Here is a 16,324-nt window from a genome sequence, read left to right as displayed (position 1 = left end):
GCCAGTTCATCACGCGGGTTGCTCAGGCCAGTTGATACCGGGGGCAGTTGAAAGATCTACCCGGTTCACCCGCACACGATATTTTTTCCATTCTACGAGTACTGATTTTTCGGTATCAGTGGCGATATCCAGATCAATGGCATCCTGTAAAGGCTTAATTGCCGCATCGGCCTGCTGCTGTAGCGAGATTTTTTGCTGCTCAGCCTGTTCAATTTGATGAGCTTTTAGGGCTGATTTATCTGTTACCCATTGCTTATTCTCCCACTTATCAAAGGGAGTTTGGGGTGATTGCAGGGTGAGATTATCTGGCAACACGCCGATGGCGGTAATATTGATCGGCCGGCCTGTATCGGTTGCATACGCCGTTTTACCCCGATAGTCAGGCACATGTCGCCAGGATTTTTCATCTACACTACGACAAATCGCAATATCATGAGTGTCAGGTAATGCGGGCGCATCCAAATACGCATTAGCGGCAACAGAAAAACCTCGTGGCACCAGATCCATATCGGCCCCAATATATTCTCGTGTTTCAGGATGACAACGATAAACCGCCACCCATCCGCTAACAATGGCTAACCCATCATCATCAAACCGGGCCATTTGAATATCTGCACTGTATTTAACCATTACTTTACCCTCGTAATATAAATCACTGATTTGTTGACAGGTCGGTTTTCATTTGCTGTCGGGACCACTCTCGACGCGTCAAATGTCCATGAAATCACCCCACCACCGGCACCGGCTGCGCGACCGCCTGCCTTATACCGGTAGCTGAATGCACCAGACGCGTTGCTCCCGCTCTCAATAGTGGGATTACCTAATGATCCCGTGATATTTCTGATCGCGTCCCCCTGAACACTCCCTAACGAACGACCGGAATCTAAACCGCGTCCTCTATCCAGACCACGCTTAAATAAGCCTCTGTCATCAGGTAATTTCAGATCGGGAAAAATTTTGGCCAGCTCAGGGTAATCTGCCGCACGGAATGAGCGTCCCTCATTGGGTTCATATCCGGCGGGTATCGGCGCAGCCGAATGCCATTCGATAGTGGCGCCAATAGGAATACCCATCGTCATCTTTTGCTCTACGGTACCGTTAGCGTTGAGAAATCGGGTGTGCAACTGTGCATCGGCATCAATCCAAATTTGCCCCGTGTCACCCCCTACTCCAATACTCACCCCTTTGGCCCATCCATTTTCCCGACCACAAGAAAACGGCCCCGAATAATGCCTGTCCGGTAGCGCAGTCATATAGGTAGTCTGGTGATAGGCTCCAACATCACCCGCCATCAAATTGATATCAGACAATAGCGATTTCCCGTTAATTTTCCTGTCATTGGGTACAGCATTCCTTGCCCGTTCGACGGTTTTCCACTGGCTGACCAAATTGCCTTGATAGCTAAAATCCGCATAAACACGGGTATCACGCAGGTGGTTAAGCGTTTGGTCAAACACCAATTCACCCCGCAACCCGCCAACATAAGCCAGCCCTTTTTTTACCGTGTATTGATCACCACTGCGAACCACGGAAAACCCATCACCGAAAAAAGCCGCCTCACCGTAACTGTCAGCATTAATCAGGCGCTGCATTTCATCGATGCCAGATAAACGGGCGGTAAAATCAATCTGCCAGGTTTCCGCCGTGGTCGTGATAGCGGTCTCTTTAGCTGCCCCGTCAAACTCCAGCAAGAAAGAACGGGTGAGTACATTTCCCTGTAATCCGTTCGCGGTCTTAATTTTTTTCTGAGTTGAGGCGTGGGTAATCATGCCAATAATGCCAGAAGCCTTATTTATCAGGCTAATCCAGTTAAAATCAAAATGACCGGCTTCCGTTCCCAATGTGACACTGTAGGTGTAGGCTACCGCGTTTTCGCTCGCTAACCCTGTTTTGTTCACAGCCTGACGATGCACAATATGACTTTCGGCAGGTAATTTCTCATCGCGATTAATGGCAAGAGCGGGATCTAAATCCGGCACATAAGCAAAAACAAATTCATCCAAAACCACGGGCTTTCCCGCCGCAGCCTGCTGCGCTTTCCATTTTTCAAAGTCTACGGTAATCACTGATGCCATATTATTTCCTTATAATGATGCACCGTAGGTCATATTCGGTGCGGTAATCGCCTTTAAACTGGCGCAATCAAAAACGGACTCCCCCGACATATAACCCACTTTTAATAGCAGGGGCTGCGAGGACATGGCCGCGTAATAACAGCAATATTCCGCGCCCAAACTGCCCACACGCATAAGCAGTTGATTTTTTGTAATCACTTCAAAACGGTAGCGTCGGCAGGTACGGCCGTACTGACGAATAATGTTCATCAGCAAATCAGGATGCTCGGCTATTTGGCCGTCACTGATCCGCAAAATAATCACATCCCAATCTATCCCTGGCTGACGTTCCAGTACTTCAACATGGCCGACCCCTAAACGTTCAAAGATGGCGATAAATCCCGCGACACTGCCCGCCTCTCTGGCGTTAATAAACGCGTATTTCACACGCTTACGAAATAATGTCAGCGGTTCACCATTAAAACGCTGGATGTCCCGCTGATAGGCCAACATCGGCAGTAATTCCGCCGAACAAGTTTCCGCGTCCAATTGTGCTAACGGCCATGTCAACCAGCGGTAAATCATTAACCAGAACTCACGCGCGGCCCAAAGCAGTTTGGCGGGTTCTCCCTTATCCATCCATGAGGGCAGCGCCAGCCGCTTGAGTCGTTCCCTGAATTCAGACATGCTTCACCTCAATTATCAGTGATTGCAGTCTGGGCACACTCAAATCACTGAGAATGTCATCCAATGAAAATGACAAAGATTCAATTTCGGTAAATTCACGGTGAATTTCACGCCCTAAGTTCGAAAAAGAAAATCGAGAGTACGGCCTAATGCTTGTCAGTTAAGATAATTATGAATGCCGTAACGGATATCGTTGCGGCTTTTTTTCACTGCCCGTGGGTAATGCCTTTCCCTTCTTACTGGCAGCACAAAGCTTTTAGACATATCAAGCAACTGAGACATAAACTGAGGTATTTTTCCAGGAGAGACTCGGGGTAATAGGCTCAACTGACCTGTAAGATAGAGGCAAGCCTGCTTAAACCCTATTTGGTAAGGTTCTGTTCCTTTCTGGCTATACGCCATCTGAGTCATCATAAAACGCAGCAAATTGTACGCCAGTACAACACCCCACAACTCCTGCTCGATAAGCTCCGGTTTTTTACTTCTCAGAGTCAGCTCGTTTTTCAGCCTATGTTGCTTCATTTCCCTGAACCCGTGTTCAATTTCCCAACGATATCCATACAGCTCTGCAATGTCAGCTTTCGGGTATTTCTGCGGATCTGTCATTGATGTTAGTATATAAACTATTTTATTTTTGATTGTCTTACACAGTAGTCTCGCTGTCAGCGTGGCTGGGGCATTTGCCCATTTTTTTCTCGCTTGAGGTGATAATGTCAGTTCAACGAGTTCATCGTTTTTACCTAGTTTACGTACCACCTTGTATTGCGCGCCTTTTCTCAGTGGTAACATCCCGTGTTTTTCTGTACCCGATGACTGCCAGTGATGCAGAAGTCCAAGCGCATAAAATCCTTTATCCATAATAGTTAGCGTATGCTCAGATGTTTGATTGGCCAGACGAGCTGCAAGGTCAACCTCGCTGATAGCAGATACACTGCCGAAGGCAGCACCAGCCAGTAAATGGCTTGTCACCTCCATTTGGCAGACCATCCGAAGCTGCGGCCATTCAGAAGATGAATGTGCATTCGCTGTCCGACCAAAAGCAGCATCATTTTCTGGTGTATCTGGTGTACGCCAAAGTGTTCCGTCCAATGCCATCAATGTGAGTCCATTCCAGTGAGATAGGGGTGTTTTTTCAAACCAGAGTCGGCTTGTTTTTTCAAAAACTTGTTTTATGACATCAGCGCCGAGCCGCTGACGAGCCTGAACCACGGCACTGGGAACAACAAAAGGACGCTTGCCGGGAAGAAGTATATCCAGATGAGAGACAATCTGATTCATGGACAGAGAGCGAAACAAGGCCATTCCAGTAATCGCCCAGACCATCATTTCCATCGGAAGCCTGCGTTTACGAACAGTTGCAACGCCAGTATCGACTAGGCATTCGTCAATAATCTCAGGTGAAAGAAGGTCGGAAAGAGCAGAAAATTCTTCCGGTGTATAGTTATGGATAGTCTCAAGAGCTTGGCTGAGTAGCATAAAAAAATCCGTAATCGTTATAAGTTACGGATTCTTACATAACCACTGGATCGGTCAACTGATCCTTAACTGATCGGCATTAAGAGTACGGCCAAGTTTTTTTCACGTGATATTCCCTATTTTCCCGAAAAGAGCAGCGGATCAGGTTCTCAACATCCGTTTTTAATGTTGTTACCTGTTCCTGGCTGTAGTTTGCCAGATTTGCCACAAACAGCGTGACAGATAATTCATAATGCGTTTCGGGCATCGGCAGACACTGCATATCATCCCCATGCCCATGATGCCCCTGATGGGTGATGTAATCGTTCACCGCCTCAATAAAGGGCTGGCTGATGACCCCAGAATCCAGCAACAAATAGGCGTTTGCCGTTCCGGCGCCACGAGGCGCATCATGCAGGAAAAAAATGCGGTCAATGCTCAAACCTGCCACAGCGGCAATCATGCCACGGTAAACCGCATCAGTATGATAGTTGCCTACCCAGTTATATTGGTTACGGCAGCGGTCGCGCAAATCATCATCTGATTCGGCATCTGAACCAGGCGTCAATAGCCAACCCTCTTCATTCTGTACTCGCTCAATGCCGGACACTGCCACAGGCAGGATACGAAAATAACCGGGGGCAAAGTTGAAAGCACCGCCTGCGGCTTCTGCTCTAACAGGCAATAAGGCACTGAACACATTGTCGGCCATCACTACGCTTTCCGTGGTGCTGACGCGATAGATTTCGCCATTAATACGTTCAGTCTGGATCACCGTTCCGGCGGGCACGGTCACCATCGATGCCCCTGCGGTTTTATAGAAGCGGAGCACACCCTGCGCAGCGGATGCGGGTTTACGTTTCAGGTTGACGCCCCACGCAAACATATCCAGCCATGTGCCGGATGCGGTCGCCAAATACATATTTTTCAGGGTGACATTAATTAATGCCGCTTTCAGCCATAACACTGGGCGCGTCACTAGGGTGTTAATCAGCCGCCAAAACGGAGACATTTTCGACGTGTTGGTGACAAGCCCCGCCTCATCCACAACTTTAGCAAAGGCGGCGCTGATTTCGGCCTCGGTGGTCGGCATCCCACCATCATGTAACACCTTTTCGTAATCAATCGTCGGTTTAGTTTCCACTGCTCACACTCACGTTAATACGGCCAAAATCATAAGTTTCGGCGGTTATCCATAACTTAATCCGTGATTCTTCATTAATGATGACCGTTCCCGGAATAATCCGTTCATCGTCTTCGACCAGTATTCCTATCTGTGTGTGAATGTCTGCCCGTAATGTTGGGCTGCGTTCGGCGATAAGTTCAGTTGCCAGACCACTTTCAATAATAGCGTGTACACAATCCTGACAGATAGAAACACGGTTATGACAGAAATGCGGTTCATTCCCTGAATTAAGTGTGAAATTGCGCTCACTAATGAATAAATCAATGTATTTCGGCTCATCCATGTGCCACTTGTTCCCATTCCGTTAATTGCTCCGGTGTCATCCCGTTGGAAATATTCAACGTCACATTTTCAATTCGGCGACTGTTATCATTGATGGTCTGTGAATGGGTTGTTATCCCTTTTATCAGGCCATTCTTACCGATACCCTGCTTTTTCCCGCCCGTTAATACACGCTCGTTTTCTGGCGGTTCAATCGCTTGCACAGGCTGGATCATGGCTTTAGGTTGCCCCTGAAAAATACCCTTGGATTGGGTCATCAATTTGGGGGGATTTTCCCCCAGGCCCATATTGGGAATCGTCGCTTTTCCCATTGGTTCAGCGACGGTTTTTTCAATGGCCTGGGTTTCAATATTAATACCGGGAATATCATTTAATTTATCGACAATCCAATGGTAGCTGTCGGAAAAGGATTTCATCAGCCAATCCCATAAACCGCCGAAAATATTGCCGATGCTATCCACAATGCCGGAAAAAGTATCCGCCAGTGAAAAACGGCTAAACCCGTTACACAGATTATTCCAGCCATCCGCGATCCCAGACCGCACTAAATATCCCGCCGACCCATTTCACATAAGCCGCCACCATCTTAAATGCCGTGGTGTTCATCATGGTGGCTTTAATTTCGTCCCAATGCTGGATCAGCTTATAAATGCCGTAAGCGAGCAAAGCGATAACGGCAATAATCAGCAGTATCGGCCAGCTCATAAAGGTGAAAGAGACACCCGCCGACATTGCCGCAATCCTGACAGCCAACAATACCCCGTGTAACACACGTAATGTAGTACTCCATGCAATAATGGCAGCGTTATAGAGCCATACTGCCGCCGCGCCCAATTTCAGACTCAAAGTACAGGCTACCCAAATCCCCTTAAGGCCAATCCAAATAAATTTAGATACGCCCATGACGATATTGGCGACAGCCCCCGCAGCGGCAAAACTCAGAATACCGATGGTGATATAACCGACCCAACGGGCGATATTCGGAAACAATTTCAGCCAGCGCACCAGTAATTGACCGGCATTGGCAAGCCTATTGACCAGTGAAGAGATAACCGGGAGCAATGTTGAACCTACGGCGATGCGGATATTCTGCCAAATGGCGTGTAACCGTTCCCACGGGTTCGCCATCCGCTCGGCCATTTCGCGAGCACGTTTCAGGCCATCATTGGCCCCTAATGCCGAAATATTCTTACGCAGTATATCCACATTGCCATACAATTGTTTTACGACAATGGCAGAATCGCCAAATGCCTCCTCAATTTCCTTATTGTGCCTTAAGGTTGCCCTCAATACTTTTGCCATATTTGGCCTGTAGCTTTTCCAACATTTCCGGCAGGGTTAGCATATGACCAGACGCATTAACAAAACTGATGCTAAGTTTTTTCGCGCCCTCAGCGGCATCGGTCAAAAACGATTCATAAACACTACTGGACTCTGTACCCAATGAACGGTGCAATTCCCCCAATACCGCCAATTGTTCATCAATACCTACCCCGAAATGCGTTCCTGCTGCGCGGACCCCCTCCATCAAATCCGCAATTTCCTCCATACTGGTGCCAAATGTTTTCGACATGATGATAGCTTTTCCCGCCAGTTCCTCAGCAAACTGAATATTCCCTACGGCTTTAGCATGGCTGGAAAAATTCGAAAACATCTGCCCCATATATTTAGTAGTATCTGCCGCGCTGGATTTCAGGGCGGCGGCGGTGATATTGGCGATATGGGTCAGCTGCGGTAAGTCATTTTGTGACAGTTCGCTAATCTTCTTACTGATTTCCACCGTTGATTGCACAAATTCAATCTATGCAGCAACTTCGGTATATTCCTGAGCATCTTCTTGCGCCACGGACTTTTTCTGTCAGCCCATCGCCCGCCATCCGGGGATTGCTGATGACGCACATGGTGTCTTGCCGCCTGAATCACCCCGTATTTCGCCATCCGCCATAACAGACGTTGGCGCTTTTTCGGGGGTAGCTCAAGGTCACTCAGTGCGTTTTGCAGTGCCTTAAGCTGATTTCGGTTTAACTGCCCATTCATCATTATTGGATTTGTCCAACGGGTGCGTCTGACTCATTCACACAATGCACAACCCCATTTTCAGCAAACCAGATTTCAGTATCAGCCAGCCTCCAGCGCTTACCCTCAAAGGGGACGATGCCGTTTTTATCTTCACGCATGACAACAGGCTCTGACAGTGACAACGACACCACAACCACAGCGGTTTCCTCATCCACGTCAACGGTCATCGCTGGCCGTTCATGCTCCAGATTGGAATCCCCTAAATCATTGCCCTGCCCAGTCAGCCACACCTCTATTAACAATGGGACATATCGCGGATCAAACTCTCGGTACGGGAAACGCCCCCAGGCAATCACTGCCTCATACTGCAGGATAAACATCTGGTATTGCCCCAGACCTAAATCCCGTTGCGCAGGAATAAAGCGGATTTCATCTATTTCACTGGTAAATTCCGTCTTACAGAAACGTTCTGGCAGGTTTTCCCGCAAAAATGCCGTTAAATGATGTAATTTGCTCATATCATGCGTACCGTTGTGCGCCGGTATCCCTTCATATTACGGATAACAAAAGCCGCTTCCGCTAATAAACGGGGACGTAGTTCAGGACTTTCCTGTGGCGGATTAGGGGCACGACTAACAATAGAAGTGTATTCCCCCAACAGATCCGCTTTTGCCCTGGCATAAACAGCCTTTTTATACTGACCAACTAACATATTAACGCCATTGATAGCAATGCCTGGCACATCTGCGGCTTTCTGATAGCCTTTTGTCTGCAATCGGACTTTCAGACGCTGTAAGTCAAGATTGATTTCAGCGGCACTTGCCAGCAGTGCATTGGCTAACAGGTCATTATCTAAGTCAGCCGGAATATTGCGGTTCACCTGAAATTCCCGTAAGTTCAAATCCGGCCAAAATCCGTCATTGGTCAACGGCTCATTCCGATAATCTACGGTGTTGCCATTAAACATCTCGCCTCTCTCATCCATAAAAAAGCGGGCAGTCCGGTTTCCACGGCCATAAACATTGCTGCTATACCTCCACCGCGCCCGCTCCGGCTTGCGGTAGTCTTTTTTTATTTGGTTGTTAATGCCCGTAAACGGGCGGCAATCCGCTGCCGATAGGTTTTTACTCCTGATTTAGGGTTACACTGATGAGCTTTTGATAACCAGATATCCGCCTGCTCCAGCACATCCAACCTATCAACCGAACTCGCCTTAATGTCAGCGTTATCCCCTTTTAGCAGGTTCAAGGCAGCAAATTTGTAGTATTTGGCCTTAATTTTTTCGTGTACTTTCCATTTGCCAGTGACATTCTGAAATGTCCTTGAAAAATAGGGTTCAACACTATTCCCGGAGTCGGCTTCCACCTGTGCCCAGAGTAAAACAGTGTCAGCAACAAAGGCCGGAAAGCCACTGCGAAAATTGTCGGGGGTGAGCTGTCCTTGCTCAATAGCGATATCCGCCCAATCCAATCCTTTGGCAAAATCCCCAATATCAAATAACCAGATCACGCAGTAAGCAAAAATCGGGTTACGGTAAATTTCCCCCTCGGCTAAGTAGCGTTCCGCCGTGGGCAGATAATTAGGCAACAATTCCCGCTTTTTCATCTCCACCCGTTCCTCCGTTAACGCCAGCTGGCGTAACCGCTTAATATCCTGCTCAATGGCGAGGGCTTGCAGGTACATACTCGCCCCCTCTGCAATGGCAACCGCTTGTTGCCGCGCCAGTTTCTGGCGAAGTTCAACCGCAGCCCGGTGTCGTTGAGCAGGCGACAGCATTATTCTGTATCCAGTTTTTCAGCAAGTTCAGCCACAGTACCGATAGTGACGGCACCTTCATCATAGGCGGCATACAATTCCGGGGTTTCAAGCGCATAACCTTCATTGCGCAGGTATTTATTTTCAAACTGTTTACGGTCATCCACAAATTCCGCCTTACGTTGGCGAGTATTGCGCTGTGTCAGAATTTGTAGGTTAGACAGTAGGGTGACTGACATACGTTTACCCGGCATAAATGGCGGGATCATGGCCGGACGGCCAGCGATGGAACTCCCCAACATTTGCGCCGCGATTTTTTCAGTCGGTTTATCTGCCGCCTGATACAGTCGATATTGTTCCGCTGCCACTAAGTCAGCACCGACCAGTACCATCAAGCGCGGATCATGCCTGAATTGTTGCAGAATACAGGCGTTAATCAGGTCTGACGCCATCGCATCCAGTGAGGTAAAATCACCGTGCTCATCCAGTTTCACCGGTGTCGTAATCACCTGCTTGCCGTTATTCCATTCTTTAGCGATTTGATGCCAACCCATGTTCACATCTTCACCATTAGGATTGGCTTCCGGGTCAGTGGTCTCCGCCACTCGCTGGCCGTTAAAACCAATACGGATCATGTCCAGTGCAAAGGATTCATGAGTGAATTCCTGCATACGTTGGAAAAATTCACTTTCTGAACCAGAGTTCGCCCAGACAGATAACAAATCCCAAGGCAAGGCGGCACCGGAATCAGTTTCAACCAAGTGGTATTTATTACCGTCAACACCCGTTTTACGCATAAAGCGGCCATCTTTTTTACGCCCTGTGAATAACCCAGGATTGCCGACTGACACTACCTGGCCGGAAAGGTGATCCACATCCGCACAGGTGATCATGCTGAGAAATTCCACGGATTCCAACAACGCACTGCGCAAGACGGTTTCTTTTGGGTCAGTCAGCGCAAAGTAACGTGATGTGTCTTCAACCCCATAGGCTTGGGCTAACCCCGCCGTATATTTCTGCAAAAATGTCCGTGCCCGATGATTCAGTTGCATAGCTCTTCCCTTTGCCTTTTTCCATCATGGAATTACAGAAATTTAAAAGGCTCGTTTTTGTCGCCTTTTGGGTTACGCGATGGTAAGCGGGTAGCAATACCGTCCAATTTGTTAAACTTTTTTAGAATATCGGGCAAACTGTCACGTAAACGCGCAAATTCTTTGGTATCGACAACCGCTTTCATTGTCTCGACATCTTCCTGAACGTCAGCGACTGCTTGCTCGGTGGACTCCTGCTTACCCTCAAGCGCGGTAATTCGCGCTTCCAAATCGGCTACAGCCTGGGCCAACGCCTGCAACGCATCATCGCTTGATGGTTCTGACTTAGTTTCTTCTGGTTCTTCAATGTTAAAAAAGCTTTTCCATCCTTTTTTGGACCTTGCCATGTCGTTATCCTTAATGTGTTTAACCTCATCAATAACCAGTGGCTTATACGCACCGAATCGACGATGTTGGTTCCTTTTTTTAAATTGCAGACGCGTTGTGCCCACACTGGCGGGTGAGTCAGTCACGGCCAGTCCTTCCAGATAGGTTTTGCCGGTTCCGCGAAAATCACCATCAGGTGTAAGTTCAACAGAGGTAAACAGTAATTGTCCCTCTCGATTGGCCTGTAACAAATGATGATTGGGTCGCAGTTGCGCATATAAGCGTAAAACCCCGTCGTCATCTCGCCCGGCTTTAACGGCTAACACTTCACCCATTGCCCCGAACCCACGTTCATGTTCCGGCCAAATGCGAGCGGTGTACAACGCTGGGTTATAGAGTTCGGCCGCATCTAAAATCCATTGAGGTTCCATCACTCGGCCATCAACCGTATCGCCTTCCATGGCAATACATATCCAGTTAGTCATTAACTGAGACATATTTAATTCCTTCCATTTGAATCAAATACAGTATTGCGGATTCAATAAAATGTTACGAATAGTTTAATTCTGATGAATTCGGATATAACGCCATAACCGATTCAGGTCGAAATTGAATTAGCGTCAGGATAAATTTAGCCCTGCATAATATGATTACTATGGCTAAATACTCTGATGAACTCATAAGTGTCGCCCGTTCTTTATACCTGCGGCGATATACTCCGGCAGAAATTGCCCATGAATTAAATCTGCCGAATCGGCGGATCATTTATTATTGGGCGGAAAAATGGCATTGGGCGGATATGCTCAGCTATGAAAGTGTTATCGAAGCCATTAACCGCCGGATTGCCGTGCTCAGTGAACGCAATAATAAAACCACACTGGAATTAGACGAACTCGACCGATTAATTGCCCATCATATAAAACTGATGACACAGGAAAATAAGCATAAAGAAAAGCTGGCCGAAATTAAGGTGCAAGAAAAATCAGGCGGTGATTATATCCCATCCAGTGATGGTGAACCCAAGAAAAAGAAACGCTATCGTAAAAATGATATTTCGACACTGACTAAAGAAGATTTCCAGAAATTTGTCGATGAGACGCTTTTCGGCTATCAAAAACATTTGCGCAATAATCTGGCAAAACAGATTAGAAATATCCTCAAGAGTCGGCAAATTGGCGCGACCTGGTATTTCGCCTTTGAAGCATTCGAAAATGCCGTGTTAACCGGCGATCCTCAAATATTCTTATCCGCCTCAAAACCACAAGCAGAAGTTTTTCGCTCGTATATCGTCAATATCGCTGAACACTTCTTCGGTGTAACGCTGACAGGCAACCCTATTCGACTTAGCAACGGCGCCGAACTGCGTTTTTTATCAACCAATAAAAACACGGCACAATCCTATTCCGGTCATTTGTATTGTGACGAATATTTTTGGGTGCCTGATTTTAAACGCCTCAATGAAGTTGCCTCCGCAATGGCAACCCATGACAAATGGCGTACCACCTATTTTTCAACCCCCAGCGCCAAAACCCATCCCGCCTATCCATTTTGGATGGGTGACGAATGGCGCGGCAATGATCCCAAACGTAAGAACATTGAATTTCCCTCTTTTAATGAACTGCGTGACGGGGGTCGTGATTGCCCGGATGGTCAATGGCGCTACGTCATCACGCTGGAAGATGCCATTAAGGGCGGATTCAACCTGGCATCCATTGAAAAACTGCGGAACCGCTATAACCCAGACACCTTTAACATGTTGTATATGTGTGTGTTTGTTGATAGTGGCGCCTCTGTTTTCAAATATCACCAACTGGAAAAATGCGGCGCTAATATCCATCTCTGGGAAGACCATGATCCCAACGCACTACGTCCCTTCGGGGATCGCGAAGTCTGGGGCGGCTTCGACCCGGCCCGTTCTGGCGATACCTCAACCTTTGTCATTGTTGCCCCGCCCATGATGGCGCCCGAAGTTTTTCGGGTATTGGCAACGTTCTACTGGCAAGGCATGAACTGGAAACATCAGGCGAAACTGATCGAAGATCTCTTCAAGCGCTACAGATTCACCCACATCGGCATTGATACCACGGGGATTGGTCATGGTGTTTATGAGATGGTGCAAAACTTCGCCCCCCGACAAACCCACGCTATCCACTACAATCCGCAAAGCAAAAACCAACTGGTCATGAAAATGATTGATGTGGTCAGTGAGGAGCGTATCGAATGGGATGTGGAACAAAAAGAAATTCTGGCCTCATTTCTGGCTATTCGGCACACCAATGGCATTCGGTTAAGCTTCTATGCCTGTGCGCCAAAACAGTTCCAGCGAGTTCGGGGCTGCATAGATTTTCTTGGATAGTGCCTTCCTGGTCTTAACCGTTGAGTCATTCTGCCAATTCGCATGTGTAATGAGTAACAGTATGATTTTAGATGTGTTTTCTTTACCCCAAAGATTAGAAGAGTGAGGTTTTCTACAACCCAAAATAAACAATTTTTAAAGTTATACTTCACGTTTTTTTTTACCGTTAGTGTTTTGAGCGAGAGTTATATCCTTATCAAGATCGCCTTCTGATATTCTTGCCAGATTCAATAATAACACATGTGCGTGGATTTCTTGCCTGACACCATACTCGTTATGTGAGTGAAAATCTTCAATGCAAAGAATTGATTTTGAAATTTTATATAACTCTTCGATACTCCACCGCTCGTGATATAGTTCATAAATACTTTCTGATTCATAATTATCCTCTTCAAGGAGAGTCGTGGCGAAAATAATTTGTTTGTTTTTATTGGTGAATTTAATTAAACGTAACTTAATTGATGGAAAATCTGAAAGCAACCCTCTTTTTCTGAGATCTGACTTAACAGCTTCGGAGGGGGTATATTCAAATATCAGATCACTTTCGGCGCTTTCGGAAAATTTTTTGATAATTTTATTTCTATTGCCTTCTTGAATTCTAAAAACCGCATTTAAGTCATTATTTGTGATTTGATGTAACATGTAATAACTAAAATACCCTCTATCAAAAATAATGACATCATTATTTTTTAATCTTGAAAAATGCTTCAATGCACAAGCTCTTTCATTATTATGTTCAACAAGATCAATGTCATATATCAAACCATTCATAACATCATAGAGACAGCTCATCATGGCATAGGGATAATGTCTGGACGTACGTTGTGTGACACGATAGCCATTATTGATAAATTTTCTGGGGACATTGAGCTTTGATCCATCAATGGCAAAAATTCGGTGTCCTTTCCATGTTGTCGGGAGAGTGTTTTTCTCCCAGACAACCACAATATCTTTATTAATGGTTTTGATGGCATCATCAGGTAATTTCATTCTGGCTTCGCACATTGATGAGGCTGAAATAGGACTGCACTGAGGTAGAGGTATATTTTCATGAACGCAGTCATCCCATATTTCATTGATGATATAAGCATATCCATGATTATTTTTCCTGAAATAATTTTCATGAGGAATAAGACAATCAATTTTGTATCTATTGTTCTTTTTATTTTTTGCCACGATTTATCAATCGTCGAACATGAATTAAAAAAGGTTTTGTTTAGGCGTTGATATAAATCCATGATCCATTCCCCCTTGCTCATTTAAATCTTATTTTATCACATCGTTGTTTCCTTAACCGAATGCCATTGGCATTCCGGGTTACCCCCGCAGCTCGACCCGGCATGGTCCAACTGGCTGGGACCTGCGAATTAATCTCATCAACAAATGCACGCCCGATGCCAAAACTTTCCTTAACTGCAAGGGCAAAGGAGTCCGTGGAAGAATAATTCTGGAGCCCAAGATTCACGGCTTGACAGGCGTTTTCATGCCAGTCATAGAAAGCCCGACGATAAGATTGGCCCTCCCCCGGACGATTCCACTTCTCAGCAAAATTCTCACCACTATCTTGCGGATTACAAACTAGGTATTCGTGACCGTTGGATCGAATAAACGTCGGCATTATGCGGACAATCTCAATGATAGCCCCCAGAGGCGTAAAAGGCCGCTGCTGAGATTGTTTCACCACGTCCAGATAGGCGTGAGTTGCCAGCGTTGTGATTACTGCAGATATTGGGTGATTCTTTTCATTTTTCGTCCGGATAGCCCATTCATCACGATGGCGTTTCAGCAGTTTAATACTGGCACGCAGCGGATCCTCCTTCTGATAATCTTCATACTCGGGCAAAGGATCCTGGGTGGCAGAATCCGCTGTCGCAAAACTTTTGTTAAGAGCAACATAACTTTCGAGCATAACTTCCAGGCTGGAAGCATGATGGAGCCAGCCGGAATAAGGAATGGGGCTACTTGCCTTCCATCCGAGCTCACGATCGGGAACTTCAAGCATGCCAAGCCCATTATCCTGTTCATTCCAGAAGCAGGCACGTGCAGGAGTGACATCAATATGAAAACCGGGGTTTTGATCGGCGTAAACGATTCTTACACCGCGACGAAGTTGTTGGATATCTCCCTGCACCCGACTTCCCTCTTTAAAACGCTTTTCGATCGCGTTTAATACTCTTCCTGCATCCACGCCTTTTGCATGTGGCAACCAGACAATAGCATCCGCATCGATAGTCCCTAGGTCAGCTGGAGCATCGGGTACCGGATTTATGGTTGTTTTTAGCCGCATAGATCCCTGAGGAAAAATATGCGCTTCAGCAAGAAGAGGATCGTCAGATGCAGAAAGGATGCTCTGCAATTGGTCATAACGATCATTGATCTTCTCGTACTGAGGTTCTGATAGTGAGATTTTTCTTGCTGCGCGAAGGAGAAAATACTCCCAGCTGCTACGTTTCGTTTGTTCATTGTTCATCACTATAGCTCCTGAGAATGACCAATAGTCAGCATTGGCCTGAACTGGTTCTGACTGATGTTTTCACGGTCGAATATGACATACGAATGTTGATGCTGTGTTGTTAACAAAGCACCGAACTCGATGGCTAAAGCTGCTGGAAGAGCTGCAAAAACATAGATTGCTTCATCAGTGCTTGCTTCAAGCTGGCTTAAGCGTTTCTGTAGCTCATCCCGAAAGGCATGGATCACCTCACGACTGCTGACTATCGCATACCCCGGTTCAGGGATTGTGAACTCAGCAATGCGGGCATCAGGTAAAGCGGTCATAACATCACTCAGCGGGATCTTGGCAGAAATATAAATAAAAGAGCCAATGGGCCTTTCCCTTCAGGAGCCGAAGAAAACATGAAATCAGGAGGGTCAGCAGATTTATCCGGGCAGCGTAGACCCTGCGAACGGCTGCTTGGATAAAGAAAACGTTTCGTTCGATTGCCATGGCTTGCCCGAGTAACATTAATGCATGACTATCAGCGACGCCAATAACCGCTAATGCCGGTAAATCTCCATACATCCCGCCACGGCGTGCCAACTCACCAGCTAGTTTATAGTGAATGTTATCTTTCACATTCTGCCAATAGTACAAATCCCAGCCCCTGGGGCC

General features: G+C 46.7%; 17 protein-coding genes and 4 pseudogenes. 1 reads left to right on the top strand and 20 read right to left on the bottom strand.

The genetic code is table 11. The annotated features are described in order from the left end of the window. Positions 1-9 precede the first annotated feature (9 nt). From PTE_RS00635 to PTE_RS00580, 16 genes and pseudogenes are all read right to left on the bottom strand, one after another. On the bottom strand, positions 10-630 hold the full coding sequence (locus PTE_RS00635) for a tail fiber assembly protein (protein ID WP_036842237.1): 621 nt from the start codon (positions 628-630) through the stop codon (positions 10-12). Beyond that, on the bottom strand, positions 630-2,075 hold the full coding sequence (locus tag PTE_RS26905) for a phage tail-collar fiber domain-containing protein (protein WP_051477051.1): 1,446 nt from the start codon (positions 2,073-2,075) through the stop codon (positions 630-632). The genes PTE_RS00635 and PTE_RS26905 overlap by 1 nt, the downstream gene beginning before the upstream one ends. Positions 2,076-2,084: 9 nt before the next feature. Then, complete coding sequence (locus PTE_RS00625) at positions 2,085-2,741, bottom strand: phage tail protein (protein WP_036842236.1); 657 nt, start codon at positions 2,739-2,741, stop codon at positions 2,085-2,087. Continuing rightward, positions 2,734-2,886, bottom strand: a pseudogene (locus tag PTE_RS27095) (baseplate J/gp47 family protein); the annotation flags it as partial. The gene PTE_RS00625 and the pseudogene PTE_RS27095, both read right to left, overlap by 8 nt. Before the next feature lie 24 nt (positions 2,887-2,910). Further along, a pseudogene (locus PTE_RS00620) lies at positions 2,911-4,217 on the bottom strand (IS4 family transposase). A gap of 79 nt (positions 4,218-4,296) precedes the next feature. Continuing rightward, on the bottom strand, positions 4,297-5,340 hold the full coding sequence (locus PTE_RS00615; RefSeq protein WP_036843429.1) for a baseplate J/gp47 family protein: 1,044 nt from the start codon (positions 5,338-5,340) through the stop codon (positions 4,297-4,299). Next, positions 5,330-5,665: a DUF2590 family protein gene (locus tag PTE_RS00610; protein ID WP_036842233.1), complete on the bottom strand. Its 336-nt coding sequence runs from the start codon at positions 5,663-5,665 to the stop codon at positions 5,330-5,332. The genes PTE_RS00615 and PTE_RS00610 overlap by 11 nt, the downstream gene beginning before the upstream one ends. Then, entirely contained in the window at positions 5,658-6,209 is a 552-nt protein-coding gene (locus PTE_RS24770) for a hypothetical protein (RefSeq protein WP_071992915.1), read from the bottom strand. The genes PTE_RS00610 and PTE_RS24770 overlap by 8 nt, the downstream gene beginning before the upstream one ends. Further along, positions 6,178-6,966: a phage tail tape measure protein gene (locus PTE_RS24765; RefSeq protein WP_071992914.1), complete on the bottom strand. Its 789-nt coding sequence runs from the start codon at positions 6,964-6,966 to the stop codon at positions 6,178-6,180. Before PTE_RS24765 ends, PTE_RS24770 begins: the two co-directional genes overlap by 32 nt. Beyond that, positions 6,929-7,444 carry a phage tail tape measure protein gene (locus PTE_RS24760; protein WP_157890162.1) on the bottom strand — a complete coding sequence of 172 codons (516 nt, stop codon included), beginning with the start codon at positions 7,442-7,444 and terminating at the stop codon, positions 6,929-6,931. Before PTE_RS24760 ends, PTE_RS24765 begins: the two co-directional genes overlap by 38 nt. 23 nt (positions 7,445-7,467) lie before the next feature. Continuing rightward, a pseudogene (locus PTE_RS24755) lies at positions 7,468-7,704 on the bottom strand (phage virion morphogenesis protein); the annotation flags it as partial. Next, positions 7,704-8,201 (bottom strand): phage tail protein, encoded by a 498-nt coding sequence (locus PTE_RS00600; RefSeq protein WP_036842230.1) that lies wholly within the window; start codon positions 8,199-8,201, stop codon positions 7,704-7,706. The pseudogene PTE_RS24755 and the gene PTE_RS00600, both read right to left, overlap by 1 nt. Then, entirely contained in the window at positions 8,198-8,650 is a 453-nt protein-coding gene (locus tag PTE_RS00595; protein ID WP_036842228.1) for a head completion/stabilization protein, read from the bottom strand. The genes PTE_RS00600 and PTE_RS00595 overlap by 4 nt, the downstream gene beginning before the upstream one ends. 104 nt (positions 8,651-8,754) lie before the next feature. Then, positions 8,755-9,459 (bottom strand): phage terminase small subunit, encoded by a 705-nt coding sequence (gene gpM, locus PTE_RS00590; RefSeq protein WP_081738126.1) that lies wholly within the window; start codon positions 9,457-9,459, stop codon positions 8,755-8,757. Beyond that, positions 9,459-10,490 carry a phage major capsid protein, P2 family gene (locus PTE_RS00585; protein WP_036842226.1) on the bottom strand — a complete coding sequence of 344 codons (1,032 nt, stop codon included), beginning with the start codon at positions 10,488-10,490 and terminating at the stop codon, positions 9,459-9,461. The genes gpM and PTE_RS00585 overlap by 1 nt, the downstream gene beginning before the upstream one ends. Before the next feature lie 32 nt (positions 10,491-10,522). Further along, positions 10,523-11,353, bottom strand: coding sequence for a GPO family capsid scaffolding protein (locus tag PTE_RS00580; RefSeq protein ID WP_036842223.1), 831 nt, complete (start codon positions 11,351-11,353; stop codon positions 10,523-10,525). 158 nt (positions 11,354-11,511) lie between these two features. On the opposite strand from PTE_RS00580, the gene PTE_RS00575 reads away from it, so the two are divergent. After that, on the top strand, positions 11,512-13,212 hold the full coding sequence (locus PTE_RS00575) for a terminase large subunit domain-containing protein (protein ID WP_051477151.1): 1,701 nt from the start codon (positions 11,512-11,514) through the stop codon (positions 13,210-13,212). A 141-nt stretch (positions 13,213-13,353) separates the two neighbouring features. On the opposite strand, the gene PTE_RS00570 is transcribed toward PTE_RS00575, so the two are convergent. The 4 genes and pseudogenes from PTE_RS00570 to PTE_RS26100 all read right to left on the bottom strand — a co-directional run. After that, the gene (locus PTE_RS00570; RefSeq protein WP_131601381.1) at positions 13,354-14,388 is read right to left on the bottom strand and encodes an IS4 family transposase; all 1,035 of its coding nucleotides are present in this window, start codon (positions 14,386-14,388) and stop codon (positions 13,354-13,356) included. 79 nt (positions 14,389-14,467) lie between these two features. Next, a complete protein-coding gene (locus tag PTE_RS00560; RefSeq protein ID WP_051477049.1) occupies positions 14,468-15,682 on the bottom strand; it encodes a nucleotidyltransferase domain-containing protein in 1,215 nt (404 codons plus the stop codon). A gap of 2 nt (positions 15,683-15,684) precedes the next feature. Beyond that, a complete protein-coding gene (locus PTE_RS26105; RefSeq protein WP_051477047.1) occupies positions 15,685-15,990 on the bottom strand; it encodes an SAVED domain-containing protein in 306 nt (101 codons plus the stop codon). 4 nt (positions 15,991-15,994) lie between these two features. Next, positions 15,995-16,324 (bottom strand): annotated as a pseudogene (locus PTE_RS26100) (hypothetical protein); the annotation flags it as partial.

The sequence above is a fragment of the Photorhabdus khanii NC19 genome (genome assembly GCF_000517265.1).
GTDB classification, from domain to species: domain Bacteria; phylum Pseudomonadota; class Gammaproteobacteria; order Enterobacterales; family Enterobacteriaceae; genus Photorhabdus; species Photorhabdus khanii.
Note: the sequence above shows the minus strand (reverse complement) of the source record. Positions and strands in the feature narration are given on the sequence as shown.

Coding starts and splice junctions, on each gene's coding strand:
- PTE_RS00635 (WP_036842237.1), bottom strand. CDS start 630: ATGGTTAAATACAGTGCAGATATTCAAATGGCCCGGTTTGATGATGAT.
- PTE_RS26905 (WP_051477051.1), bottom strand. CDS start 2,075: ATGGCATCAGTGATTACCGTAGACTTTGAAAAATGGAAAGCGCAGCAG.
- PTE_RS00625 (WP_036842236.1), bottom strand. CDS start 2,741: ATGTCTGAATTCAGGGAACGACTCAAGCGGCTGGCGCTGCCCTCATGG.
- PTE_RS00610 (WP_036842233.1), bottom strand. CDS start 5,665: ATGGATGAGCCGAAATACATTGATTTATTCATTAGTGAGCGCAATTTC.
- PTE_RS24765 (WP_071992914.1), bottom strand. CDS start 6,966: ATGGCAAAAGTATTGAGGGCAACCTTAAGGCACAATAAGGAAATTGAG.
- PTE_RS00600 (WP_036842230.1), bottom strand. CDS start 8,201: ATGAGCAAATTACATCATTTAACGGCATTTTTGCGGGAAAACCTGCCA.
- PTE_RS00595 (WP_036842228.1), bottom strand. CDS start 8,650: ATGTTTAATGGCAACACCGTAGATTATCGGAATGAGCCGTTGACCAAT.
- gpM (WP_081738126.1), bottom strand. CDS start 9,459: ATGCTGTCGCCTGCTCAACGACACCGGGCTGCGGTTGAACTTCGCCAG.
- PTE_RS00585 (WP_036842226.1), bottom strand. CDS start 10,490: ATGCAACTGAATCATCGGGCACGGACATTTTTGCAGAAATATACGGCG.
- PTE_RS00580 (WP_036842223.1), bottom strand. CDS start 11,353: ATGTCTCAGTTAATGACTAACTGGATATGTATTGCCATGGAAGGCGAT.
- PTE_RS00575 (WP_051477151.1), top strand. CDS start 11,512: ATGGCTAAATACTCTGATGAACTCATAAGTGTCGCCCGTTCTTTATAC.
- PTE_RS00560 (WP_051477049.1), bottom strand. CDS start 15,682: ATGAACAATGAACAAACGAAACGTAGCAGCTGGGAGTATTTTCTCCTT.
- PTE_RS26105 (WP_051477047.1), bottom strand. CDS start 15,990: ATGACCGCTTTACCTGATGCCCGCATTGCTGAGTTCACAATCCCTGAA.